Origin of the sequence: Shewanella cyperi, from assembly GCF_017354985.1 — a bacterium.
GTDB classification, from domain to species: domain Bacteria; phylum Pseudomonadota; class Gammaproteobacteria; order Enterobacterales; family Shewanellaceae; genus Shewanella; species Shewanella cyperi.
In genome coordinates this window covers 3,696,180-3,720,435 of the sequence record NZ_CP071501.1, presented here as the reverse complement: position 1 = coordinate 3,720,435, position 24,256 = coordinate 3,696,180, and the positions used below count along the sequence as shown (strand labels likewise).

Genomic DNA, 24,256 nt, shown 5'->3' with positions numbered 1-24,256 from the left:
TGTTGTATTGGGTGCTTTGAGGGGGCGTTAACTGTTGTCAGCCTCTGTTAATGGGGCGACGAATTAGAACTTGTCAGCTTTCCGGTGGCGTCAGATGTTTGCTTTCCCGCAGCAGGCGGTTGACCTGACGGTGACTGGCGCGCATATCGGCATCACCAACCCGAAAATAGGTGCCGCCGAACGGCGAGCAGCCAAGGAATATGGGCTTCTGAGTCTTGGTGGCTTCGGGCACATGGATACGGATGAGTTTCTTGTCGGCCAGGGCCACAATCTGCACATCTCTCGGGCCCAACAGATTGCAGCTTATTCGGCTGCGATCTTCCAGGATCTGCCAGATTTGTTGCACCAAAGGTTCGGGTTGGGCAATGCCTTGGATACTGAATTGCCCTTCGTGTTCCCGCACCCCGAGAATGATTTCTCCCCCCTGGGTATTGGCAAAGGCGCTGTAGCTTTCCCAGATGGCCTCAGGTAGCTGGCCCAGGCCGTTGCGCCCCGCAGCCAGTTTGAACTCCACCCTGACAGATTCCCGCAGTCTATCGAGATCACTGAGAGCTAGTGCCGCCATGCTTTCCCTCCGAACTGACGGGGCGGTGGTTAGCCGCCCTTGTCTCAGTCATAGCATGGGAAAGCGGCGCTGGCCAGCCTTAGCAAGTCAGGGCCATAACCTTGGGAAACAGCAGGTTGTTTTCCAAATGTATGTGGCGATGCAAATCTGCCTCAAATTCTGCCAGGGTGGCATAGCAGACCCGCCAGGTGGTGCAGGCATTTTCCGGTGGCTGATAATTACCGGTTATTTCACGCAATTTCGCCAGTATTTGCCCTGCATCGTCGTGTTCGTGCTGCATGGCGCGGATTGGGTTGCCTATATGACCAAAGCAACCTTCAACCGCTTCACCGGCCGCCATGGCGCGAATGGCCGGGAACAGTACCTGCTCTTCCTTCATCAGATGGGGCACCAGATCATCCATCAATGCCTGTACCCAGGCAGCCAGGGGCTTGATTTCTGCAAAGTGTTCACCGTGGGCGCGCACCATTTTGGCCGTGTACTCCAGCAATAGGGGGGCTTTTTCCCTGACGTAGGCATGGTGATTGGCTTCGATGTAATCAATCAGTTCGCCCAGGGGTAATTGATTGAGGGTGTCGTCGGCTTTACCGCTGGCGGCCATGGTTTCCAGCAGGTCGAGCAGGCGATCGGTGGGAACCCCGGCACGCTCACAGGCCTTGGCCAAAGACCTGCCACCGCCACAACAAAAATCGATACCAAACTGACTGAAAACATGGGCGCGGCGAAAGTCTTCTGCCACCAGTTCACCTACGCTGCGATCCAGTAATGATGTGGGGTTCATGGGTATTCCTTAATGATGTAAAAATAATGCATGTTAGTGTTCAGCAGTCAGGCAGGCAAGGGGCAACAGGGCTATTTGGGCGGCGGATCACAGCGAAGTTGGCAGGCGATGAGAGCAGCAAGCCCCATTAAAGCGGCAAACTCGCTTCAGAGGAGTAGGAGGGGGCAATATGGAGTCGGGTTGTAATTTCAGCTCTTTTTAGCAGTAGCATTAGCAGCTGAAACTAAGCCGGGTCTGATGGAGGCGACCCGGCTAAGTGGGTCATTCTTCGAAGGGGAAGGTGGGCCACTGGTATTGGTCAAACAGCTTGCGTATGGCGCCTGACTTGATCAGTTCACGCATCTGTTTATCGTAGATAGCCGCCAGCCGACGACCGCGCTCGTTGTTGGCAAAGGCAATGAAAGTTGGCAACACTATGACCTTTTGCATCTCAAATTCAGTCGGGTCAATGTTTTCCCGCTGCATTTCCTGCTCCAGGTCATAACGGGCGTCGAGTACAAAGTCCAGCTCACCGCTTTGTAAGCGATTGATGCCAACTTTTAATTTGAGGAACTCACTGGCCTCCACCTTGACCTTGAGGTAGCTGTCCAGTTGATAGCCCTTACTCCAGCCAACCCGCTTTTCTGCCAGGCTTTGCTCTCCCTGCCAGTTGGCAACCTTGCCTTTGGGATACAGGGCGTAATACTGATCTTCATCCAGAGGCAGCTTGGGATATACGGCGTCTGCAACTTCGTCTGGAGAAGCGCCGACCCAGGCATCGGCACCATTTGCCATCACCTTACTGACGCTCCTGGCGTAGGGCATGGTTTCGAAGTTGAGTTTGATGCCTTCTTGCTGATACACCAGCCGCAACATATCCCAGTAAAGACCCCGGCCACTTTTTTCGGTGGCATTAGTCCATACCTCGCTGACAACATTGATTTCCGTAATGGGTTCTTCCGTATTGGCCAGCACGGGGCAGATAGCCAGAAGCAGAGTGAATAATGCGTTCTTTAACATGGTGAAAAACCTTTAGATGGGCTGCGTGAGGATTGCGGCTGCCGTGACTAAGGGCAACCGAAAAAGCATTGTCTATTTTAGTCGATTATGGAATTGCGACATGCCAAAGTGATCTCACTTTTGCAAGTGAGACAGTCGAAGCTTCCGGGGATCTGTGGGAAAGCTGCCCGGATGCGGTTCCGGGCAGAGAAAAGCTTCAGCAATTTAAGCCAAGCAATTTGTCGAGTATGGGGCGGTTGGCATCAGGAAAGGAATATTGGCTCAATTCGCTCATTGGTACCCAGGCAATTTCCTGCCCTTCTGCGCCGTGAGCGTCACCACTGAAGTCATTGACCAAGTGAATGTCCAAAAAGACCTGCTTATCCGGATAGTCGTAGGCCAGCTCCATAAAGGGGGTGCAACCATGAATTTCCAGGCCCACTTCCTCTTTTAATTCCCGTGCCAGTGCCATGGCGACGGTTTCGCCCGGTTCAACTTTGCCTCCCGGGAATTCCCATTTTCCACCTTGATGCAGGTGTCCGTGTCTTTTGGCCAGCAATATGGTGTCACCCGATTGAATGATGCCAACCGCCACGTGAATTCGCTTTAGCATTGCCTATTACTCTTTAAAGAAGTGTTCTTCGTCGAAGCCGAGTTCATCAAGCAATTGAGGATCAAACTCAGGTTTAACCGGAATGGCATGCTTTTCTGAAGCCCAGTCTCCGAGGTCAATCAATTTGCAGCGTTCGCTGCAAAATGGCTTGAACGGAAAATCACTGTTCCATTCGACGGTTTTCTTACATTGGGGACATTGTACTGTGATGGGCATGGCTCGTAACTGCAGATCTATGGCCTGGAGGCCAATGGTATCGCCATCAAGGGCAGGTTGCCAGTTTAAACTCTATGGTTTTGTCCGAATGGCGTTGTTCCTGAAACTGAACAAAATGAATCGCAAAGCGATTTTTGTGGCCGCTGATGGTGGGGTAACAGCCTTGATTGGCGTCCAATTTCACCCGGATAAGGGATAACGGCTGGGCGCTGTCGCCCTGGTAAAAGCCACCACAGGCCTGAGTGTCCTGGAACTCACCGGTGCTTCTGATTAAAGACAGCAAGAGGTTGACAGGTTCCAGCAGTGGGGAAAAATGATCCACCCAGGCTCGATATTCCATTTGCCGTTGCGGCCAAGGCTTGGCCAGCCAAAAGTGCAGCTGTGGCAGATCAAAATTGCAGCAGGCCCCGGGCATGCCGAATCTTTGCCGTAGGGCATTGAGAAACCTGTCCTGTTTGAGACAGGAACCTATTCGATTCGGGGTCTGCAACGCTTCCTTGGCGGAGGTGAGTTGACTGACGAAGACTTCTATTTGGGGGGCATTGGCGTGGGGTAGCTGCTGCCATTTGGCCAGCATAAAAAGCTGCTTTTCTATCTCTTTTAAAAGATCATTACGGTAATCGCAGCGGTCGGTTAAATCGCACAGGGAGAACAGGGGGTAAAAACACCTGTGCTGGTGATCCTGCTGCAAATTATTCTCTATTTGTTGAGACAGATATTCCAGACGCAGATAACTACGAATTCGCTCATTTAATGGTTGTTCGTATATCAGTTCTGTCATGCGCTGTTATTGCGACTGAGATAAGGTCATATACAAGCTATGCAGTTCAGCGACTTTATCTTCTATGCCGGCAACGTCTCCATTGTTATCTATGATGTCATCTGCCTTGGCCAAGCGGTCTTCCCGCGACATCTGGCTGGCTATAATATTATTGACCTGTGTTTCTGATACTTTATCCCTGGCCATGGTTCTGGCTATTTGCTTTTCAGGTGAAATATCCACCACCAAGGTCCGATTGACTAACCTATCCAAGCCGTTCTCAAATAGCAAGGGGGCAATCAAGATCACATACGGCGAATTGGCTTTTTCGACAAGTTCCAGCATTCGCGTCCTGATCATTGGATGCAAAAGATTATTCAGCCATTCTCTATGCTGTGGATTGGCAAATACGATTTCCCGTAAATGCCCACGATTCAAAGTGCCATCGCCGTTAATAACCGAGTTGCCAAAGTGGGCGCGGATCTGTTCAAGGCCTGGACTGCCTGGTTCGACGACTTCCCGGGCAACTATGTCCGCATCAACCAGCTTAATACCATGAGTTAAAAAGCCATTGGCAACGGTTGTCTTGCCGCTGCCTATCCCACCGGTTAAACCTACAAGGTATTTCTTCATACAAGGCGTCACAGACCGGCTAGGTACCAGTCAACTATGTCTTGTCCCCAAACCAAGGCTATCCAGCCGGCTGCCGCAATATAGGGACCGAAGGGAATGGGGTTTTCACGGGAGAGTTTTTTACTCAGCATCATGGTGATTCCCACTAGGGCGCCAACAAGAGATGAGAGCAAGATAATGAGCGGCAGCATTTGCCAGCCAAGCCAAGCGCCGAACAGGGCCATCAGCTTAAAATCGCCATAGCCCATGCCTTCCTTGCCCGTGAGTATTTTGAATAGCCAATATACGGACCAGAGCGACAGATAGCCTGCCATTGCGCCAATAAGGGCATCTTCAATCCCGACAAATTGATTATTGAGATTCGCCAGCAAACCGAGCCACAACCATGGCAGTGTTATTTGGTCCGGCAACAACATTTCGTCTAAATCTATTCCGGCCATGGCTATTAAGCCAAAAGTTAACAGCGCAGCCAATAAAAACTGCCAGCTGGGGCCGAAATGCCAGGCCAGTGTTGCGACTGTAATGCCGGTTAAGGCTTCGACTATGGGATATCTGGCGGATATGGGAGTCTGACAGTTGGCGCACTTCCCTTTTAGCAGCATCCAACCAAGGATGGGCAAATTATGCCAAGCCTTAATGCTGCTGTGACATTTGGGACAGCGTGAGGCCGGTACAATCAGGTTATATTTGCTCGGATAATTATCAATTGGCTTTTGCAGCTCAGCCTCGCCCACTTTGGCGACCAAGGCTGGATGATACTCGCTCAAATATTGATTGCACTCCTGCTGCCATTCCCTTTTCAACATCACAGGGAAGCGGTGAATGACCACATTGAGAAAGCTGCCAATGCAGGCAGCGAATATAAATGCCAGGCTAATAAACAGCCATGGGGATTGACCCAAGGCGATGACAAATTGGCTCATATTTAATTCTTATTATTAACTTTTATAAAAATATGTGGTTAACCAACCACGTTACCCATCTGGAAGATGGGAAGATACATACCCACAATCAGGCCGCCGACCAAGGTTCCTATCACCACCATCATTATGGGTTCGATAAGGCTGGATAAACCATCGACGGCATCATCCACCTGCATTTCATAGATATTGGCAACTTTGTTGAGCATGTTATCCAGAGAGCCTGATTCCTCGCCTATCATCACCATTTGAATAAGCATGTCGGGAAACAGGTTAACCGTGCGCATGGCCACGTTCATTTGCATACCGGCCATGACTTCCTGGCGGATTTTCAAAAGGGCCTTGCGATAGACTGCATTACCTGACGCACCAGCCGCTGACTCAAGGCCATCGATTAAGGGGACACCAGCCGCAAAAGTGGTGGCCAGAGTGCGGGCAAAACGGGCCATGGCGGCTTTGTGCAGAATTTCACCCACTATGGGGATTTTCAGCACATATTCGTCGACTTTATCCCGAAATAGCTGCGAATTTCGGTGAGCCCGGACAAAACTCCAAATGCCGGCAACTATCGCGACTAGAAAAATGTACCAAGAGGACTGCAGGAAGCGTGAAATCCCAATGATCATTTGGGTAAAGGCCGGCAGTTCGGCGCCGAAGCTGGCAAATATGTCTTCAAACTGGGGCACAACAAACAACAGCAATAATGTGGTCACCGCCACGGCAACCACAACGACAGCTGCGGGATAGAACATGGCCTTCTTAATTTTTGACTTGAGCGCTTCGGCTTTTTCTCTATAGGTAGCGATGCGATCAAATACGGCATCGAGTGAACCTGAATGCTCGCCCGCAGCGACCAGATCTACATACAAATCATCAAAGTAAACTCTGTGTGGCCGCAGGGAGTCAGAAAGAGGAATACCGGACTGCACATCTGCAAGTATGCCACCCAAGAGTTCTCGCATACGGGGTTTTTCGTGGCCGCGGCCGAGAATCTCTATGGTGGTGACCAAGGGAACCCCGGCCGATAGCATGGTGGCAATCTGGCGGGTAATCATGGCGATATCCATCGCATTGATTTTTTTATCGCCACCAAATAGTGGCGCGGATTTCTTTTTAACTGTCTTTGGGGTAATACCCTGATTTTTTAATTGGGCACGAATTTCGGCAACGTTTGCGGCGCGTAATTCACCACTGGTCTTTTTACCCTCGCGGTTCAGGCCTTTCCACTCGAAGGTATAGATTTTCGGCGCTTTGGGGGCTGTGGATTTTTTGGCTTTGGACTTGCTGCTTGCCGTTGCTGTGGCCATGAGAGTTATCCTGAACTTATATTTACTTATGTATTAGAAACTGGTGACCCGGTTGACTTCGGCAATGCTGGTGACGCCCTGTATGACCTTGAGCAGGCCCGATTGACGCAAATCGCGCATTCCCTGGCTCTTGGCCATGGAGGCAATTTGCAGCGAGTTACCTCCTTCCATAATAGTTCGGGCTATTTCGTCTGACATTTTCATCACTTCATAGATACCCACCCGCCCTTTATAGCCACCGGAGCAGAGATCGCATCCGCAGGGCTTATATAAGGTGATACCTTGATTTATTTGCTCCTGTGAGAATCCCAACCGCAATAACTCATGCTCGGGTATCTCTTCGGGTTCTTTGCATTCTGGACAAAGTCTTCTGGCCAGGCGCTGCGCAATAATCAGATTGACCGAACTGGCTATGTTGTAGCCGGGCACGCCCATGTTGATTAAACGGGTGAGTGTCTCTGCGGCAGAGTTGGTATGCAGGGTTGATAATACCAGGTGCCCTGTTTGCGCGGCCTTAATGGCGATTTCCGCCGTTTCCAGATCGCGGATTTCACCCACCATCACCACGTCGGGATCCTGACGCAGGAAGGAACGCAGCGCCGAGGCAAAGGTCAATCCTGCCTTGAGGTTAATATGAACCTGATTGACCCCTTCCAGGTTTATTTCCACCGGATCTTCGGCGGTGCTGATATTGCGCTCTTCGGTGTTGAGTATGTTAAGCCCGGTATACAGGGATACCGTTTTGCCCGACCCTGTCGGGCCAGTCACCAAAATCATGCCCTGGGGCTTGGCCAACATTTCCAGATAAGCTGCTTTTTGGTCTTCTTCGTAGCCGAGCTTTTCGATGCCGAGCTGGGCCGATGAAGAATCCAGAATACGCATTACAATTTTTTCGCCCCACAGGGTCGGCAAGGTACTGACACGAAAGTCTATCGACTTGGTGCGTGACAGTTTCATCTTGATGCGACCATCCTGGGGGACCCGCCGCTCGGCAATGTCCAGCTTGGACATGACCTTTAGGCGGGCAGAAATACGTCCGGCAAGGTTAATCGGTGGTTCAGAGACTTCGTGCAAGATACCATCGATACGAAAACGGATGCGATAGCGTTTTTCGTAAGGCTCAAAGTGCAGATCCGACGCTCCCTTACGGATGGCATCGGTCAGAATCTTGTTGATGTAGATAACTATTGGCGCGTCATCGCTGCCATCCCCCTGTTGCTCTTCCTGCCTCTTGTCAGTATCGGTTATTTCAATGCCGGCTAAGGATGCTTCATCAAGCCCGCCAAGGTCGAGGCTGTTAAGGTCTTCCTCGAGAACTTTCTCCAGTGCTTTGCTGAGTTTATCGTCCTCCACTAAAATGGCTTCGGCATGTAGACCGGCGGAAAACTGAAAATCCTCTAGCGCCGCAATATTGGTCGGGTCTGAGGTGGCAATATAGAGACGGTTGCCGCGTTTGAACAGCGGCAGGCAGCGGTGCTTATCGACCAGTTTTTTATTGAGGAAATCTTCGGGGATACTGGTGATATCGAATTCTGCTAGATCCAGCAGTGGTGTGCCATATTCTTCATAGCACAGCTCGGCAATTTCCCGTGCCGATAAAAGGCTGCTGGCCACCAGGGTGGTGACCAGCGAATGCCTGTTTTTGCGGGATGTCGCTATGGCCTCCGTGAGCTGCTCTTCGGTGAGCAGCCTCTTACGGATAAACAGCGTAGATAATCCAAGATGGAGGCCTGTGGTTGGCATATTCTTCCTAAAGGGTTGTTCAATCATATCGACTCACAACCCTAAAACAGACTTAACTGTTAGCAGAACTGCGTAGACTTGTTTCCGCAAGCTGCTGCCCAAGTCACAGCGCCAGAAGCTTGGAAGGTTGGTGTCAAAGTGTAGGTATCGGCAGGATCTAAACCTTTACCTGTCATCGGCACTGCTACGATAACGCCATCTTTGGTTGATAAGCCAACAGCTGAAGCGGAGGCAGTAACGTCTGCAGTAATACCGTTGGAACTGCCAGTGCAGCCAGTGACAGTCTGGAGATTCTGTGCACAGATTTCAACAGCTGTCTTTAAAGCGCCAGTTGCATTAACAACTTCGGTGAATTTTGCTTTAAGGGTGTAGTTTTTGTACGCAGGCAGCGCGATGGCGGCCAGAATACCGATAATTGCCACAACGATCATCAGTTCGATCAGGGTGAAACCCTTGGCGTTTTTCTTTAAAGTGATACCTTTCATTTCTTTCTCCGTAAATTGCTCTGCAATTTAGTTGACCAAAGTTTGTTGACCCAGTTGCCAGGTCGATTCCTTGTAACCATACATCATCCGGATGCCAGATGCACAGTAGCTAACGGTAAAATGTTAACCCTGTGTTACTCGCAATCCGGTTCGTCCCTGATGTCGGCACCCTGGTCGGATGACGATGGATTGTATTCGTCTGTTATTAATGTTGTCGATAACAAACTGTCCAATTTACGTTTTTATGAACAGTAAGGCATCAACCTCACCCTGATCACCTGATTCATCATCAACCCCAACGCATCAGTGTCTTCACACCAAGTTTGGCATTATGTTGAATTCGGTGACTGTGCTTCTCGCTCCATGGGACAACTGACCCAAGATGAAAGAAGCTGCCTCTTGATGTATGCATATGTTACAAGCATCGCGAGGTACGAACCGATAATGGCCCTCCCGGCTGTCTCGGTCTCACTCTCCGGTTCAAAGGAGTTTAAGTGATAAGAAAGGCGTGTTCAGTTTCTTGTCCCACACGCATTTTTTACCATCTCAGACACTTCGTCCGGACAGGCCATTACGCCTGGAGTAAAAGTTAGTATAAAGTTTGCGAAAATGAAACAGAAAATTGCACGAAAGTCGTGTCTAGTCGCTTAATTTATCTAAGATAGTTGGTTTTTTGAGACGTTGGTTCTAACAGTTCATTGACAAGTGTTCGATTGCTTGACGCTTTGGCTGAAACGTCAATTTAACGGCGGCAATTTCGGCCGTTTACCAGGCTTTTGGAGGAGCATCCATTTGAGTGTGGAAAATGCCACTAAAATTGTGAATGGGTCTTTTGGGGCTTGCAGTCAATACAGAATAATGTAAGAGATGGCTGGCGCACTATGAAGTGTGCCAGCTTTTGTCGGCTATCAGGCTTTCAATCTCAGAGAGAGATCCAGTGCGCGGACGTGCTTGGTTAAGGCTCCGACAGAGATAAAGTCGACGCCGGTACGGGCAAATTCGGCCAGGGTTTCCAGGGTGACATTGCCCGACACCTCCAATTTGGCGCCCAAGCCTTTTTCTTTGTAGCTGTTATTAAGTTCAACCGCATCGATCATCATGGTGATATCGAAGTTATCCAGCATGATAATGTCGCTGCCGGCATCCAAGGCCTGGGTCAGCTCGTCCAGGCTTTCCACTTCTACCTCTACCGGTTTATCGGCATACAGACTGCGCGCCTTATCTATAGCCTGTTTAATGCCGCCACAGGCCATGATGTGATTTTCTTTTATCAAAAAGGCGTCGTACAGACCGATGCGATGGTTGCTACCGCCACCACAGGTTACGGCATATTTCTGTGCCGTGCGCAGGCCCGGAATAGTCTTGCGGGTATCCAGCAGGCGACATTGAGTACCTGCCAGCTTGTCCACATAGGTCTTGGTAAGGCTGGCGACACCGGACAGCGTCTGGATGAAGTTCATCGCGGTACGCTCACCGGTCAATATGGCTCGTGCCGGACCGGACAGTTCACACAGCACCTGATTTGGCAATACCAGATCGCCATCATCTACATGCCAATGCAAGGCGACTTCACCGCCGAGCTGATTGAACACCTGTTCGGCCCAGGCTTTGCCACAGAACACTCCTTCTTCACGGGTGATAAGTGTGGCTTCGGCATATTTGTCTGCCGGTATCAGCTGTGCCGTAATGTCTCCGCTGGCATCCTGATGTCCTAAATCCTCATCCAGGGCTGCCTTTACCGTGAGTCGAATATCATTTTCCAGCATTTTCATTTCCTTGATACTTGGTACCAATACTGTGGAGCAAATTGGGACTGTGGAGCGTATTGGGGATGTCTTCACCCCCTGCATCTGTGGTGATGGTACCACATCCTCACTTGGCTTGGGCATAGGTGGGCGCTTTGGATGCATGGCTTAATATAGCAGTTGGTTAACCAGGGCTAAGTTGTTAAAGTGTTATCTATCAAAGTCATAGTCTGGTGTGGTTGGCGTGGCCAAAAATGAATGGCAGCAAGGTTGGTTCCTGGCGGCCCAAAGATGTGAGTCTCCCTTCTTTAATACCCGGCCCCATGGGGAGGTCAGCCTGTTGGTCATTCACAATATCAGCCTGCCCGCCGGCTGTTTTGGGACTCCCTATATAGAAGACTTGTTTCTGGGAAAATTGGACTGTGCCGCCGACCCCAGCTTCGCCGATCTTAAGGGCCTGGAAGTGTCGGCGCATTTTCTGATTCGACGTGATGGTGCGGTATTGCAGTTTGTATCCTGTGATCAGCGCGCCTGGCATGCGGGCCTTTCCAGCTTTGAAGGCCGTAGTGGCTGCAATGACTTTTCTATCGGCATAGAGCTGGAGGGTACGGATGAGGTTGATTTTGAACCGGTGCAATATGGAAGGCTCACTGAGCTGACCAGCAAGCTGATGCGGCATTATCCAGGCATCAGCAGAGATCGTATCGTTGGCCACAGCGATATTGCGCCAGGAAGAAAAACCGATCCGGGTCCACACTTTGATTGGCACTCTTACTTGGCCAGTCTGGCGGAACTTTAGCAAGGGCGCGATAGCGCAAAAGGAAGCAAATAATATGGCATTGTTCTCATTATTGGTGGCCATCTTGGTGGAGCGACTCAGGTTGCTCCCGTCAGCCTGGCAATTTGATACTTTGCTGCCCGAAGGGTTGGAGCTGCTGTTTGGTAAGCCCCGGGAGGGGACTGGTTCGGTATTGTTTAAACTGTCCGAACTGCAATTGGGGTTGGCAATACTTCTGCCTGCAGCCTTGGTTTATATTGCCGGCTTGTTGGTTGCCGGAGTGGCCTGGGGCAGCCTGTCACTCTTGCTGTGGGTACTGGTGGCAATCGTCTGTTTCAGTCACGATGAGCAAAGGGCATCCTTCAAGCACTATATTCAGGCGGCCTGCCGTGGCGATGTTCAGGCCTGTTATCACCATGCCGAGCAATTGGATTGCAGTGAATGCCTGGATGCGGTCAGTGAGAAGGCGCTTGCAGCCAGGGTGGGGCAGAGTGTCGCCTGGGTCAACTACCGTTATTACGGGGCCGTGGCCTTGTACTTTATCTTGCTGGGCCCGGTCGGGGCCGTTCTCTACTGCACAGTGCGTTATTGCAGTCTGGTGCAGCAAAAAGCCAAAGCGTCATTGCCTTTGGTGGATGCCTTGCAATGGGTACTCGATTGGTTGCCCAGCCGCATATTTGCGCTGTTTTATGTGCTCAGTGGTGACTTCAAGCCGGCCTTTGCCAGTTGGCGACGCCTGGCGCTGGATTCATCGGCCTCGGCACGCAGCATTATTATAGACACCGCCGTCAGCGCCGAAGAGTTGCCTGAGCCATCGGAAGCGCCCGTATGTGTTCAACCGACACTGGCGTTATTGGCACTCACCAAACGCAACTTTGTGCTCTTGGTGACAGCCCTGTCCTTACTGACAATTTTCGGCGTTGTCAGCTGATTCTGTGGCCTGGATCTTGTTTGATGGCAATTGGTCAGACCCCATGGCCAACATTTTGGGCTATGCTCTCTGTCCGTAAGTGATGGGGATCACTGAAGTAGACTTTAAAACTGTGATTTGATAAAGTGCCCTCACTTGCTAAAATTGGTAAGACCAATTTACAAAGGAGCTGAGGGCCAAATGGCTTATAGCAAAATCAACCAGCCGAAAATTTCAGATGTGATCATGCAGCAACTTGAGCGCATGATCCTTGAGGGTAGCTTGCAGCCGGGGCAAAAACTGCCGCCGGAGCGCGAGCTGGCCATTCAGTTCGAAGTTTCCCGTCCATCCCTGCGCGAAGCCATTCAAAAGCTGGAGGCCAAGGGCCTGTTGATGCGCCGCCAAGGCGGCGGTACCTATGTAAAGGAACAGCTCTGGCAAAGTCTTGCCGATCCTATCGTGGAATTGATGCACAGCGATTCCGAGAGTCAATATGACCTGCTCGAATTCCGTCATGCCACCGAAGGCATGATGGCCTATTTCGCGGCGCTGCGTGGTACAGACGCAGATATGCAGAACATCCAGAATATGATCCAGCAAGTGGAGCAGGCCCAGGGAATAGAACAACAGGCCGATGCCATTGTGCGTTTTTACCGGGCGGTGGCAGAAGCCTCACATAACGTGGCCATGCTGCACCTGGTACTCAGTTTGACTCCCGTGCTGCATAAAAATGTGGCACAAAACCTGGAACTTCTGAGCCGACGCGAAGATGCCTCCAGAATGGCCAACGAACACCGCCGGGCACTGCTCGCCGCCATCGTTCGCCGTGATCCCGAAGCGGCCCGCGAAGCCTCGAATGAGCACTTGAGCTACATCGAGGAAGTCATGCTGGCGGTAAGGGAAGAAGACAGCCGGTTGCAGCGTAGCCTGCGCCGTTTAAAGAGCGGCGCCTGAAAGCCGGGTTGGCAATTCGCCAGTTCCTCCGGAAGCCGTTAATCCACCAAAAATGTATATAAATAAGGACAGTCTCATGTCTGAACATATGCTACAAGACTTAGATCCAACCGAAACCCAGGAGTGGCTTGCAGCCCTCGAGTCCGTTGTCCGAGAAGAAGGCGTAGAGCGTGCCCAGTTCCTGTTGGAACAGGTATTGGATCGGGCCCGTCTTGACGGTGTGGATATGCCCACCGGCATTACCACCAACTACGTGAACACTATCCCGCTCACCGAAGAACCGGCTTATCCCGGTGACACCACTATCGAGCGCCGCATTCGTTCCATCATCCGTTGGAACGCCATCATGATAGTGCTGCGCGCATCCAAGAAAGATTTGGAACTGGGCGGCCACATGGCCTCATTCCAATCTTCTGCTGCTTTTTATGAAGTGGGTTTCAACCATATTTTCCGCGCCCCCAACCCGAAAGACGGTGGCGATCTGGTGTATTACCAGGGCCACATCTCCCCCGGTATCTACGCCCGCGCCTTCGTTGAGGGTCGTCTGACAGAAGACCAGCTGAACAACTTCCGTCAGGAAGTGGACGGTAAAGGTTTGCCTTCTTATCCGCATCCCAAGTTGATGCCCGAATTCTGGCAATTCCCAACCGTATCCATGGGCCTGGGCCCTATTTCTGCCATCTACCAGGCGCGCTTCCTCAAGTACCTTAATGGTCGTGGTCTGAAGGACACCTCTGAGCAGCGTGTTTATGCCTTCCTCGGCGACGGTGAGATGGACGAGCCGGAAAGCCGTGGTGCCATTTCTTTCGCCGCCCGTGAAAAGCTGGATAACCTTTGCTTCCTGATCAACTGTAACCTGCAGCGTCTCGACGGTCCTGTGATGGGTAACGGCAAGATCATTCAGGAGCTGGAAGGCCTGTTCAAGGGTGCCGGTTGGAACGTGATCAAGGTAGTTTGGGGCAGTGGCTGGGACAAGCTGCTGGCCAAGGACACCACAGGCAAGCTGTTGCAGCTGATGAACGAAACCGTTGACGGTGATTATCAGACCTTCAAGGCTAAAGACGGCGCCTTTGTGCGTGAGCACTTCTTCGGCAAGTATCCAGAGACTGCGGCCCTGGTGGCCGACATGACCGACGATGAAATCTTTGCCCTCAAGCGCGGTGGCCATGAACCGTCCAAGGTGTTTGCTGCATTCCAAAATGCCAAGCAAACCAAGGGCCGTCCGACTGTGATCCTGGCCAAGACAGTTAAAGGTTACGGCATGGGTGATGCTGCCGAAGGCAAAAACATCGCTCACCAGGTCAAGAAGATGGACATGACCCACGTAAGCAAGATGCGCGATCGTCTGGGCCTGACCGATCTTATCAGCGACGAAGAGCTGGTAAACCTGCCTTACCTCAAGCTGGAAGAAGGCAGTGCCGAGCACACTTACCTGCACGCCCGCCGCCAGGCGCTGCACGGCTATACCCCCAAGCGTCTGCCCAACTTCAGCGGTGAATTTATCGCGCCCGAACTGACCGAGTTCCAGCCGCTGCTGGAAGAGCAGAAGCGCGAAATCTCCACCACCATGGGCTTTGTTCGTACCCTGAATATTCTGCTGAAAGACAAGAATATCGGTAAGAACATAGTGCCAATCATCGCCGATGAGGCCCGTACCTTCGGTATGGAAGGCCTGTTCCGCCAGATTGGTATCTATAACCCCCGTGGTCAGAACTATATTCCGGAAGACCGTGAGATTGTGTCTTACTACAAGGAAGACACTGCAGGTCAGGTATTGCAGGAAGGGATTAACGAGCTGGGCGCCATGTCTTCATGGGTTGCCGCCGCCACCTCGTACAGCACCAACAACCTGCCGATGATCCCCTTCTACATCTATTACTCCATGTTCGGTTTCCAACGTGTTGGCGACATGGCATGGATGGCGGGCGATCAACAGGCCCGTGGCTTCCTGCTGGGCGCCACTGCCGGTCGCACCACGCTGAACGGTGAAGGTTTGCAGCACGAAGACGGCCACAGTCATATCCTGGCCGGCACAGTGCCCAACTGTATTTCCTACGATCCGACCTTTGCCTACGAAACGGCGGTCATCATTCAGGACGGTATCCGCCGCATGTATGGCGAGCAGGAGAACGTGTTCTACTACCTGACGCTGATGAACGAAAACTACGCCATGCCGGCCATGCCGGAAGGTGCCGAGGAAGGGATCCGCAAGGGTATCTACAAGCTGGAAAGCCATGCAGGCGCCAAGGCCAAGGTACAGCTGCTGAGTTCCGGTACCATCATGAACGAAGTGCGCAAGGCGGCGGTCATCCTGGCCGAGGAGTACGGCGTGGCATCGGATGTGTTCTCTGTGACCTCCTTCAACGAGCTGGCCCGCAACGGCCAGGACTGCGAGCGCTACAACATGCTGCATCCTGAAGCCGAAGCCAAGGTGCCTTACATTGCCACTGTGATGAGTGATGCGCCTGCGATTGCGGCCACAGATTACATGAAGAACTATGCCGAGCAGGTTCGTGCCTTCGTACCGGCTGCATCCTTCAAGGTGCTGGGTACCGACGGTTTCGGCCGCTCCGACAGTCGTGCCAACCTGCGTCGTCACTTCGAAGTGAACGCCGGTTACGTGGTGGTGGCGGCGCTCAATGAGCTGGCCAAGCGCGGTGAAGTGGCGAAGTCCGTGGTGGCAGATGCCATCCGTAAGTTCGACATTGACACCGAGAAGATGAACCCGCTTTACGCGTAAGAGAACAGACAATGACAATCGAAATTCACGTACCCGATATTGGCGCAGATGAAGTCGAAGTCACCGAACTCCTGGTGAAGGTGGGTGACACCGTCGCGAAAGAGCAGTCGCTGATCACAGTGGAAGGCGACAAGTCTTCCATGGAAGTGCCAGCCCCCGCCGCCGGCGTGGTCAAGGCTATCAAGATTGCCGTGGGTGACAAGGTTGCCACCGGCTCACTGATCATGGAATTTGAGGCCGAAGCTTCTGCCGCGACCGCGGCTCCCGCACCTGCGGCTGCGCCCGTGGCCGCGGCCCCTGCTTCAGTAAATGCCACTGTGGCACTGAAAGAAGTGCAGGTCCCCGACATTGGCGGTGACGAAGTGGAAGTGACCGAGATCCTGGTGGCCATCGGCGACAGCATAGCTGAAGAGCAGCCGCTGATTACCGTGGAAGGCGACAAGGCCGCCATGGAGGTACCTGCACCTTTTGCCGGCGTGTTGAAAGAACTCAAGGTCGCCAAGGGTGACAAGGTCGCCACAGGTTCACTTATCATGGTATTTGAGGTGGCAGGCACACCGGTGGCCGGCGCTTCTGCTGCCGTAGCTGCTGCTTCTGCCCCGGTCGCCGTGGCGCCCGTTGCCGCCGGATTGCAGGACATCAATGTTCCTGACATCGGCGGTGATGCAGTGGAAGTGACCGAGCTGCTGGTAAAAGTGGGCGATGTGGTTGCCAAGGAGCAATCGCTGCTTTCAGTGGAAGGCGATAAGGCCGCCATGGAAGTACCGGCTCCCGTTGCCGGCACGGTAAAAGAGATCAAGGTCGCCGTGGGTGACAAGGTGTCCACCGGCTCCCTGATTATGGTGTTTGAAGTCGCAGGGAATCCTGTCCAGGGTGCTGCGCCAGTTGCCGCTCCTGCTTCTGCTCCTGTGGCTCAGGCCGCTGCTCCGGCAGCTGTTGCTCCGGCTGCCAATGCTCAGGCCAAGACAGGTGAGTTCGTGGAAAACCACGAATATGCCCATGCATCGCCCGTGGTGCGTCGTTTGGCCCGTGAATTTGGCGTCAATCTGGCCAAGGTAAAAGGCACCGGCCGCAAGGGCCGGGTGCTGCGCGAAGACGTGCAGGCCTACATCAAGGATGCACTCAAGCGTCTGGATGCAGCTGCAGCAGCGCCTGCAGGCAAGGGCGACGGTGCCGGTCTGGGTCTGCTGCCTTGGCCCAAGGTGGATTTTGCCAAGTTCGGTGAGACCGAGGTACAACCTCTGTCCCGCATTAAGAAGATTTCCGGCGCCAACCTGCATCGCAACTGGGTGATGATCCCCCATGTGACTCAGTTTGATGAGGCCGATATCACCGAGCTGGAAGATTTCCGCAAAAACCAGAACGCCGAGGAAGCCAAGAAAGATACCGGCATGAAGATCACCCCGCTGGTGTTCATCATGAAGGCCGTGGCCAAGGCTCTGGAGGAGTTTCCTTCTTTCAACTCGTCCCTGTCCGATGACGGTGAGAGCCTGATCCTCAAGAAGTACATCAACATTGGTATCGCAGTGGATACCCCCACAGGCCTGGTAGTGCCGGTGGTGCGTGATGTGAACAAGAAGGGCATCTATGAGTTGTCCCGCGAGCTGGCGGAAATTTCCAAGAAGGCCCGTGCCGGTAAGCTGACCGCATCCGATATGCAGGGTGGCTGCTTTACCATTTCCAGCCTGGGTGGCCTGGGCGGTACCGCCTTCACGCCGATTGTGAATGCCCCCGAAGTGGCGATCCTCGGTGTGTCCAAGTCCGAGATCAAGCCCAAGTGGAACGGCAAGGACTTTGCGCCGCGGCTGATGCTGCCCCTGTCACTGTCCTATGACCACAGGGTGATCGATGGCGCCGAAGGTGCCCGCTTCGTCACCTTCCTGAGCGGCGTGCTGGCAGACATCCGCAAGTTGGTGTTGTAAACACTTAAGGCTGTCCTTTGCGGGACAGCCTTTTGTTTATTGAGATCCTGACCCATCGCGGGTTAAAATGCGGCCACCTTACACGCGGGCCGAATGTCGGCGAAAAAAATGTCGTCTCCCTCAGATGCTTGGCGAGTTTTTTTGAACCGGCGAAATGAAAAATTCAGAGGAAAACATGAGTAATCAAATCAAAACTCAGGTAGTAGTGCTGGGCGCGGGTCCTGCAGGTTATTCAGCTGCATTCCGCGCAGCCGACCTTGGTCTGGAGACCGTTATCGTTGAGCGCTACAGCACCCTGGGTGGTGTGTGTCTGAACGTGGGTTGTATCCCATCCAAGGCCCTGCTGCACATTGCCAAGGTCATTGAAGAAGCCAAGACCGCTGCCGAGCACGGTGTGGTATTCGGCGAGCCTTCCATCGATCTGGACAAGCTGCGCGGTTACAAAGAGAAAGTGATCGGTCAGCTGACCGGTGGTTTGGGTGGCATGGCCAAGATGCGCAAGGTGCAGGTGGTCAATGGTTTCGGTAAGTTTACCGGCCCCAACAGCATCGAAGTCACCGATGGCGAAGGCAAGGTAACAGTGGTGAATTTTGACAACGCCATCATCGCCGCCGGTTCCCGTCCTATCCAGCTGCCATTTATTCCTCATGAAGATCCTCGTATCTGGACCTCTACCGAAGCTCTGGAACTCAATGAAGTACCCGGCAAACTGCTGGTAATGGGCGGCGGTATTATCGGTCTGGAAATGGGTACCGTATACCATGCTCTGGGCAGCCAAATAGACGTGGTTGAAATGTTCGACCAGGTTATCCCTGCTGCCGACAAAGACGTGGTTAAGGTATACACCAAGAAGATCAGCAAGAAGTTCAATCTGATGCTGGAAACCAAGGTGACCGCAGTTGAAGCCAAGGAAGACGGTATCTACGTTTCCATGGAAGGCAAGAAAGCCCCCGCCGAACCTGTGCGTTACGACGCAGTGCTGGTGGCCATCGGTCGTACTCCCAATGGCAAGCTGATCGACGCCGACAAGGCTGGCATCAATGTCGATGAGCGCGGTTTCATCAATGTTGACAAGCAACTGCGTACCAACGTGCCACACATCTTCGCCGTGGGCGACATCGTTGGTCAGCCAATGCTGGCTCACAAAGGTGTGCATGAAGGCCACGTGGCCGCCGAAGTGATCTCCGGTCTGAAGCACTTCTTCGATCCCAAGGTGATCCCATCTATCGCTTACACAGATCCTGAAGTGGCCTGGGTAGGTCTGACCGAGAAAGAAGCCAAAGAGAAGGGTATCGCTTATGAAACTGCGACCTTCCCATGGGCCGCTTCCGGTCGCGCCATTGCCTCCGACGCCAGCGACGGTATGACCAAGCTGATTTTCGACAAGGAAACCCATCGCGTGATCGGTGGCGCCATTGTCGGTGTGAACGGTGGCGAGCTGCTGGGCGAAATTGGTCTGGCCATCGAGATGGGCTGCGATGCCGAAGATATCGCACTGACCATCCATGCGCACCCAACCCTGCATGAGTCTGTGGGGCTGGCTGCCGAGATGTATGAAGGTTCCATCACGGATCTGCCAAACCCGAAAGCCAAAAAGAAAAAGTAAGCTTTTGGTATGAAAAAAAGAAGACGCCTGCGGGCGTCTTTTTTTGTCGCAGGTTGTGACATTTGTAAATTATGTGTAATTATTGTCGGGATTTAGGTTCATTTTTCGGACCTTTCCCGCGCAGTCCCCTGAGCTGAAAAATCATGATAAGAAAAGCCGTTCACCGTTTGATGTTCCTCCTGCTGTGCTGCTGCGCAGGGTTGCAGTGGGCGAATGCCGGTGAATTGGTGCAGCGGGTTTTCGCCGCCCGGGATGGCTTGGCCAACGGGGTCATCAATGATATCAGCTTCGATCAATATGGTTTTGCCTGGCTGGCGACGGAAGATGGCCTTTACCGGGTAAGCAATACCAAGGTCAGGCGCATAGACAAAAAAGGCCTGGAAAATCGCCTGAGCAATGCTTACGTCAATCAGGTCATCCCACTGGATAAGGAAAACCTGTTGGTGGGGGTTAACCAGGATATCTATCGTTATCATATTCCCAGCGACAGTTTTCAACGTATCGGCAGCCCTGAGTTTATGTCCGATTATCCCGGTGGCGGCATTATGGATGCTACCCGTTTACCGGATGCCCGTTTGCTGCTGCTGACCAATGCGGGCCAATTGCTGGAGCTGGACTATCGTCATTGGCAAATCCATTCCCTGGTGCATTTACAGCAGGATAAGGACAGACCTTGGAAACGGGTTCTCAGGCTTGAAGATGGCCGGATACTGCTGGCCAGTTTCTACCAGTTGCAGTTACGCACCAGTTCCGGTGAAAAACTGGCCCAGTTGCCCTGGAATGAGACCTCGGGGCAAATTAAATCTTTATTTGCAGACAAGCAACAACGGCTGTGGATGAGCAGCAGCGAAGGGCTGTTTCGTATTGAGTTGGACAAGCTGCAGATCACGGCCGAAACCAGGGTGCCCTATTATTGCACTCATATGGTGGAAGATGGGAACGGACATTTCTGGATTGCCAGTCGCGCGGGGCTGCTTAAGTGGGTTCCGGGCCAGGAACCTACAACCTATAAGGATGCACTCAAGCAAGAAGCCGACATTGAGTATATCCATGATATGGAAATAGACAGCGCCGGGTTGTTATGGGTCGGCGGCACGGGCGAGGGGCTGGCCATAGTCGCAGATACGCCCAAGTTTATCCTGGACAAATTTGATGGCGACAGCCGCTATAAGCTTGCCAATGAAATGATCTGGTCCGTGTATACCGAGGGCAGCCGGGTGTGGCTTGGCAGTGACGCTGGCTTGATGACATTTGAGCGCGGCAAGGACGGCTCCCGTTTATTGGTACCGGATGATTTCGAACTTAACGACAGCGTCTATAACATTACCCCCCTTAACGGCGAATACCTGCTGTTGTCGACCACCAATGGCTTGTATGTGGTCAACAAGACCTCTTTCACCAGCCAACGGTTTGAACAGTGGAGTCAGGGCAACGATTCTTTAAGGCACAAGTTGGTGTTCTCCACCTACCGAGACCCTGCAATACCCGGTCGCATCTGGTTTGTGACCGCGACCGGCTTGTTCTTCTGGGAGCCCGGGTTGTTCAATCCTGCTGTTCAGGAAATAAAAACCCGTGAAGGGCAGGTGCTCAGTCCCAGTATTCAAACCCTGCTCAGAGACAGCACCGGCAGGCTGTGGCTTGGGGGCGAAGGCGAATTCGGCTATCTCGACAAGGACGGATATTTTGTCAGCAAGTTGGCCCTGTTCGATGGTCTGTCGGGAACTCCTGGTGTAAGTCATCTGTTGGAACCCGCGCCGGGTGTACTGTGGATTGGCAGTGGGCAAATGGGGTTGCTGGAGTACCATGGCGACACAGGTCTGGTACAGCCCTTGGGACAGGATTGGCGGGTTGATTGCAGCAGCATCTTTTTCCTGCGTGATATCGGCGAGTACCGGCTTATTGGTTGTCCCCGCAGTCTTATCCGGCAGCATAAACTCTCGGGTAAGGTTTCAGTGTACTCGGTGACCGATGGACTGGTGGCCAGTGAACTGAACGAAAGCGCCGTCTATTTCCACCCGGATCAGGGCTTGTATCTTGGCACTCCCGATGGTGCCGTGTTGGTGGATGTGAACCAACTCAGCAACAGGTTCAACACTGACAAGGTCTCGCTGGAGTCGGTCACAGTTTACTTTGATGAGCATTCAGAGCTGCAGTTGGTGCCGGAGCAGATGACCCGGGTGGCTCCCGGGGCGCGTATGGTCAGTTTACAGTTGACCAGCCACGACCTGCTGGACGACTCACCATTGCGGGTGAAGTATCGCTTGCGGCGGCCTGGGGATTTGGGGCAGGGCAGTTACCTGCTGCTTGATGGGCAGACCCAGATTAACCTGTCTGGTTTGACCGCCGGAATGCATTTGCTGGAAGTGCTCAGCCAAAGCAACGGCATTTGGTCCGAGGTGCCGCTCAGCTACCGCTTACAGGTGGAGCAATATTGGTGGCAGACACCTTGGTTTAAATGGGCCTTGGTATTGTTCTCTATCATCATGGCGATTGGCGCCGCATTTGCCCGCCAAAAACAGGTGTCCCGATTCCGCCGCATAAACCAGGCGTTACTGGAAAGTGAGGACAGACTCAGGCAGTCGCTCAAGGGCAGTGAATCAGATCTGTGGGAATGGCGTGCTGACACGGATCACTTCTATCTGGATAACCGTGGTGGGGTGTTGGGCAGTCACGCGGAAATGATAGAACGTCCGGTGAAAGACATTCCTATCCATCCGGATGACAGGGAGCGGGTGGAGACCCTGTGGTCCCAGGTGGCAAAGGGGGAGCTGCCAAGATTTGAGGCCGAATACCGCTTTCAGCGTCAGGACGGTCATTGGGGCTGGCTGCGGGTGCGCGGTCGTCCAACCCGCCATAGCCGGGAAAACGGGCTGCCCGAGCAAATCTCTGGTATTTACAGTGATATTACCCAGCAGCGCCAGCTACAGGATGAGGTGGATTTGCTGGCCCAGGCCTTTGAAAACACTTCCGAGGGGGTGCTTATCCTCGACGCTGCAGAGAAGATCAAGGTGGCAAACCGCGCCGCGCAGACAATTCTGGGCGAGACGGCCGATTCCTTGTTGGGCCGCAGTTTTGTCTCCCTGGTCAGTGAGCGCAGCAGCGAACAAAGTGAGATCCGCGAGTTGCTGGGGCACGGCCAGTCATGGACCGGGGAACGCGAGCTGCGGGTGGCAGCCGGTCAGGTTTGTCCCGTTTGGCTCAACGTTTCCGCCATGCTGGGAGCAGAAGATAAAATCCAACATTATGTGGTGGTGTTTTCCGACATAACCGAACGCAAGCGCAGTGAAGCCGATCTGCGCCGCCTGGCCAACTACGATGTGCTGACCGGGTTGCCCAACCGCTCCCTGTTCTCGGCCCGCCTCAATCAGGCAATCCACAAGGCTACCCTTAACGATGGCAAGCTGGCACTGATGTTCCTGGATCTCGACAGGTTCAAGCACGTCAATGACTCCTTTGGCCACAGTATGGGTGATGCCTTGCTGGTGGAGGCCGCCAATCGTTTGCAGTCATGTATGGAACCCGAGCAAACCCTGTGTCGCTTTGGCGGTGATGAGTTTGTGGTCTTGATTAACCAGGGCACGGATCTGGACAGTCTCAATCATCTGGCCGAGTCCATGCTGCGTCAGATAGAAATGCCCTTCAGGCTCTATGGCCGGGAATTTTTTATTTCCACCAGTATTGGTATTTCCATTTGGCCCGATGATGCCCGTCAGCCAGAGGCCTTGATTAAAAATGCCGACTTGGCCATGTACCATGCCAAGGATGAAGGGCGGGGTAACTTCCAGTACTATTCGGAAGAGCGCAATGCCGAGGCCCTTTATCACCTCAAATTGGAAACCGATCTGCGTAAGGCGTTGGAGCGGGAAGAGTTCGAACTCTACTATCAGCCCCAGATCGATGTGCTCAAGGATGATGCCGTGGTTGGGGTTGAGGCCCTGATCCGCTGGCGTCATCCCAAGGATGGCTTCGTTCGTCCCGATGTGTTTATCAAGGTGGCCGAGGCCTGTGGTCTGGTGATCGATATCGACAAGTGGGTGCTGCGCCGGGCCTGCCTGGATGGTGCCCGCTGGGCCAGATTGGCCAAGGGGCCGTTCAAGGTGTCAGTCAACGTCAGTGCCATCCACTTCCGTCAGGCCGATTTCATCAGCCATCTGCAACAGACCCTGGCAGAAACCGGTATGCCGATAGCTAATCTGGCGCTGGAAATCACCGAAGGCGTACTGATGAAGGAGTTGCAAGTGGCCAGACAGCATTTGCAGCAACTCAAATCCATGGGGGTGGATGTGGCCATCGACGACTTCGGTACCGGTTACTCTTCGCTGGCGTACCTGCGACATTTCGATGTCAACACCCTCAAGATTGACAGGTCTTTCCTCATAGATATCGCCACCAATGAAGCCGATCAGGCCATTGTCAGCAGTATTATCGAGCTGGCCCGCAACCTGAAACTCAACGTGGTCGCCGAGGGCATAGAAACCAAGGAACAGCTTGAGCAGGTATTCAGCCGGGGTTGCCATACAATTCAGGGCTATTACTTTGCCAAACCTATGCCGCTGCCGGAGCTGGACAATTTCATCGGATTGGACGAGAGCTAAGGACC

The 24,256-nt window shown here is 53.0% G+C and carries 19 protein-coding genes; 7 read left to right on the top strand and 12 right to left on the bottom strand.

Annotation, left to right across the window (positions count from 1 at the left end):
- Nucleotides 1-73 precede the first annotated feature (73 nt).
- From JYB84_RS16530 to nadC, 12 genes are all read right to left on the bottom strand, one after another.
- The gene (locus JYB84_RS16530; RefSeq protein ID WP_207321107.1) at nt 74-565 is read right to left on the bottom strand and encodes an AlbA family DNA-binding domain-containing protein; all 492 of its coding nucleotides are present in this window, start codon (nt 563-565) and stop codon (nt 74-76) included.
- Nucleotides 566-644: 79 nt separating this feature from the next.
- Nucleotides 645-1,346 (bottom strand): iron-sulfur cluster repair di-iron protein, encoded by a 702-nt coding sequence (ric, locus tag JYB84_RS16525; RefSeq protein WP_207321106.1) that lies wholly within the window; start codon nt 1,344-1,346, stop codon nt 645-647.
- Between the two features lie 261 nt (nt 1,347-1,607).
- A complete protein-coding gene (locus tag JYB84_RS16520) occupies nt 1,608-2,345 on the bottom strand; it encodes a substrate-binding periplasmic protein (protein ID WP_207321105.1) in 738 nt (245 codons plus the stop codon).
- 196 nt (nt 2,346-2,541) lie between these two features.
- Complete coding sequence (gene mutT / locus JYB84_RS16515) at nt 2,542-2,937, bottom strand: 8-oxo-dGTP diphosphatase MutT (RefSeq protein ID WP_207321104.1); 396 nt, start codon at nt 2,935-2,937, stop codon at nt 2,542-2,544.
- 6 nt (nt 2,938-2,943) lie between these two features.
- Nucleotides 2,944-3,153: a DNA gyrase inhibitor YacG gene (yacG, locus tag JYB84_RS16510; RefSeq protein WP_207321103.1), complete on the bottom strand. Its 210-nt coding sequence runs from the start codon at nt 3,151-3,153 to the stop codon at nt 2,944-2,946.
- 46 nt (nt 3,154-3,199) lie between these two features.
- Nucleotides 3,200-3,934: a cell division protein ZapD gene (zapD, locus tag JYB84_RS16505; protein WP_207321102.1), complete on the bottom strand. Its 735-nt coding sequence runs from the start codon at nt 3,932-3,934 to the stop codon at nt 3,200-3,202.
- A gap of 6 nt (nt 3,935-3,940) precedes the next feature.
- Complete coding sequence (coaE, locus tag JYB84_RS16500; protein ID WP_207321101.1) at nt 3,941-4,546, bottom strand: dephospho-CoA kinase; 606 nt, start codon at nt 4,544-4,546, stop codon at nt 3,941-3,943.
- A gap of 8 nt (nt 4,547-4,554) precedes the next feature.
- Entirely contained in the window at nt 4,555-5,469 is a 915-nt protein-coding gene (locus JYB84_RS16495; protein WP_207321100.1) for a prepilin peptidase, read from the bottom strand.
- A gap of 38 nt (nt 5,470-5,507) precedes the next feature.
- A complete protein-coding gene (locus tag JYB84_RS16490) occupies nt 5,508-6,773 on the bottom strand; it encodes a type II secretion system F family protein (RefSeq protein WP_207321099.1) in 1,266 nt (421 codons plus the stop codon).
- Between the two features lie 33 nt (nt 6,774-6,806).
- Nucleotides 6,807-8,516, bottom strand: coding sequence for a type IV-A pilus assembly ATPase PilB (gene pilB, locus JYB84_RS16485; protein ID WP_207321098.1), 1,710 nt, complete (start codon nt 8,514-8,516; stop codon nt 6,807-6,809).
- 59 nt (nt 8,517-8,575) lie between these two features.
- Nucleotides 8,576-9,001: a pilin gene (locus JYB84_RS16480; RefSeq protein ID WP_207321097.1), complete on the bottom strand. Its 426-nt coding sequence runs from the start codon at nt 8,999-9,001 to the stop codon at nt 8,576-8,578.
- Nucleotides 9,002-9,909: 908 nt separating this feature from the next.
- On the bottom strand, nt 9,910-10,767 hold the full coding sequence (gene nadC / locus JYB84_RS16475; protein WP_207321096.1) for a carboxylating nicotinate-nucleotide diphosphorylase: 858 nt from the start codon (nt 10,765-10,767) through the stop codon (nt 9,910-9,912).
- Nucleotides 10,768-10,990: 223 nt separating this feature from the next.
- Between nadC and ampD the strand changes: the two genes are divergently transcribed.
- The 7 genes from ampD (at nt 10,991) to JYB84_RS16440 (ending at nt 24,251) form a co-directional block, all read left to right on the top strand.
- A complete protein-coding gene (gene ampD / locus JYB84_RS16470; protein WP_207321095.1) occupies nt 10,991-11,545 on the top strand; it encodes a 1,6-anhydro-N-acetylmuramyl-L-alanine amidase AmpD in 555 nt (184 codons plus the stop codon).
- Nucleotides 11,546-11,579: 34 nt separating this feature from the next.
- Nucleotides 11,580-12,455 (top strand): beta-lactamase regulator AmpE, encoded by an 876-nt coding sequence (gene ampE / locus JYB84_RS16465; RefSeq protein ID WP_207321094.1) that lies wholly within the window; start codon nt 11,580-11,582, stop codon nt 12,453-12,455.
- A 180-nt stretch (nt 12,456-12,635) separates the two neighbouring features.
- Nucleotides 12,636-13,388, top strand: coding sequence for a pyruvate dehydrogenase complex transcriptional repressor PdhR (gene pdhR / locus JYB84_RS16460; RefSeq protein WP_207321093.1), 753 nt, complete (start codon nt 12,636-12,638; stop codon nt 13,386-13,388).
- 76 nt (nt 13,389-13,464) lie between these two features.
- The gene (aceE, locus tag JYB84_RS16455; RefSeq protein ID WP_207321092.1) at nt 13,465-16,128 is read left to right on the top strand and encodes a pyruvate dehydrogenase (acetyl-transferring), homodimeric type; all 2,664 of its coding nucleotides are present in this window, start codon (nt 13,465-13,467) and stop codon (nt 16,126-16,128) included.
- Nucleotides 16,129-16,139: 11 nt separating this feature from the next.
- Nucleotides 16,140-18,050 carry a pyruvate dehydrogenase complex dihydrolipoyllysine-residue acetyltransferase gene (gene aceF, locus JYB84_RS16450; protein WP_207321091.1) on the top strand — a complete coding sequence of 637 codons (1,911 nt, stop codon included), beginning with the start codon at nt 16,140-16,142 and terminating at the stop codon, nt 18,048-18,050.
- Between the two features lie 175 nt (nt 18,051-18,225).
- Nucleotides 18,226-19,656 (top strand): dihydrolipoyl dehydrogenase, encoded by a 1,431-nt coding sequence (gene lpdA, locus JYB84_RS16445; protein WP_207321090.1) that lies wholly within the window; start codon nt 18,226-18,228, stop codon nt 19,654-19,656.
- Nucleotides 19,657-19,799: 143 nt separating this feature from the next.
- A complete protein-coding gene (locus JYB84_RS16440) occupies nt 19,800-24,251 on the top strand; it encodes an EAL domain-containing protein (protein WP_207321089.1) in 4,452 nt (1,483 codons plus the stop codon).
- Nucleotides 24,252-24,256 lie beyond the last annotated feature (5 nt).

Bases quoted from the DNA above. Each gene is read 5' to 3' on its own strand.
- pdhR (WP_207321093.1), top strand. From the start codon at position 12,636: ATGGCTTATAGCAAAATCAACCAGCCGAAAATTTCAGATGTGATCATG.
- aceF (WP_207321091.1), top strand. From the start codon at position 16,140: ATGACAATCGAAATTCACGTACCCGATATTGGCGCAGATGAAGTCGAA.
- JYB84_RS16480 (WP_207321097.1), bottom strand. From the start codon at position 9,001: ATGAAAGGTATCACTTTAAAGAAAAACGCCAAGGGTTTCACCCTGATC.
- zapD (WP_207321102.1), bottom strand. From the start codon at position 3,934: ATGACAGAACTGATATACGAACAACCATTAAATGAGCGAATTCGTAGT.
- JYB84_RS16520 (WP_207321105.1), bottom strand. From the start codon at position 2,345: ATGTTAAAGAACGCATTATTCACTCTGCTTCTGGCTATCTGCCCCGTG.
- ampE (WP_207321094.1), top strand. From the start codon at position 11,580: ATGGCATTGTTCTCATTATTGGTGGCCATCTTGGTGGAGCGACTCAGG.
- lpdA (WP_207321090.1), top strand. From the start codon at position 18,226: ATGAGTAATCAAATCAAAACTCAGGTAGTAGTGCTGGGCGCGGGTCCT.
- aceE (WP_207321092.1), top strand. From the start codon at position 13,465: ATGTCTGAACATATGCTACAAGACTTAGATCCAACCGAAACCCAGGAG.
- JYB84_RS16495 (WP_207321100.1), bottom strand. From the start codon at position 5,469: ATGAGCCAATTTGTCATCGCCTTGGGTCAATCCCCATGGCTGTTTATT.
- ric (WP_207321106.1), bottom strand. From the start codon at position 1,346: ATGAACCCCACATCATTACTGGATCGCAGCGTAGGTGAACTGGTGGCA.
- nadC (WP_207321096.1), bottom strand. From the start codon at position 10,767: ATGCTGGAAAATGATATTCGACTCACGGTAAAGGCAGCCCTGGATGAG.
- JYB84_RS16440 (WP_207321089.1), top strand. From the start codon at position 19,800: ATGATAAGAAAAGCCGTTCACCGTTTGATGTTCCTCCTGCTGTGCTGC.
- yacG (WP_207321103.1), bottom strand. From the start codon at position 3,153: ATGCCCATCACAGTACAATGTCCCCAATGTAAGAAAACCGTCGAATGG.
- pilB (WP_207321098.1), bottom strand. From the start codon at position 8,516: ATGCCAACCACAGGCCTCCATCTTGGATTATCTACGCTGTTTATCCGT.
- mutT (WP_207321104.1), bottom strand. From the start codon at position 2,937: ATGCTAAAGCGAATTCACGTGGCGGTTGGCATCATTCAATCGGGTGAC.
- JYB84_RS16490 (WP_207321099.1), bottom strand. From the start codon at position 6,773: ATGGCCACAGCAACGGCAAGCAGCAAGTCCAAAGCCAAAAAATCCACA.
- JYB84_RS16530 (WP_207321107.1), bottom strand. From the start codon at position 565: ATGGCGGCACTAGCTCTCAGTGATCTCGATAGACTGCGGGAATCTGTC.
- coaE (WP_207321101.1), bottom strand. From the start codon at position 4,546: ATGAAGAAATACCTTGTAGGTTTAACCGGTGGGATAGGCAGCGGCAAG.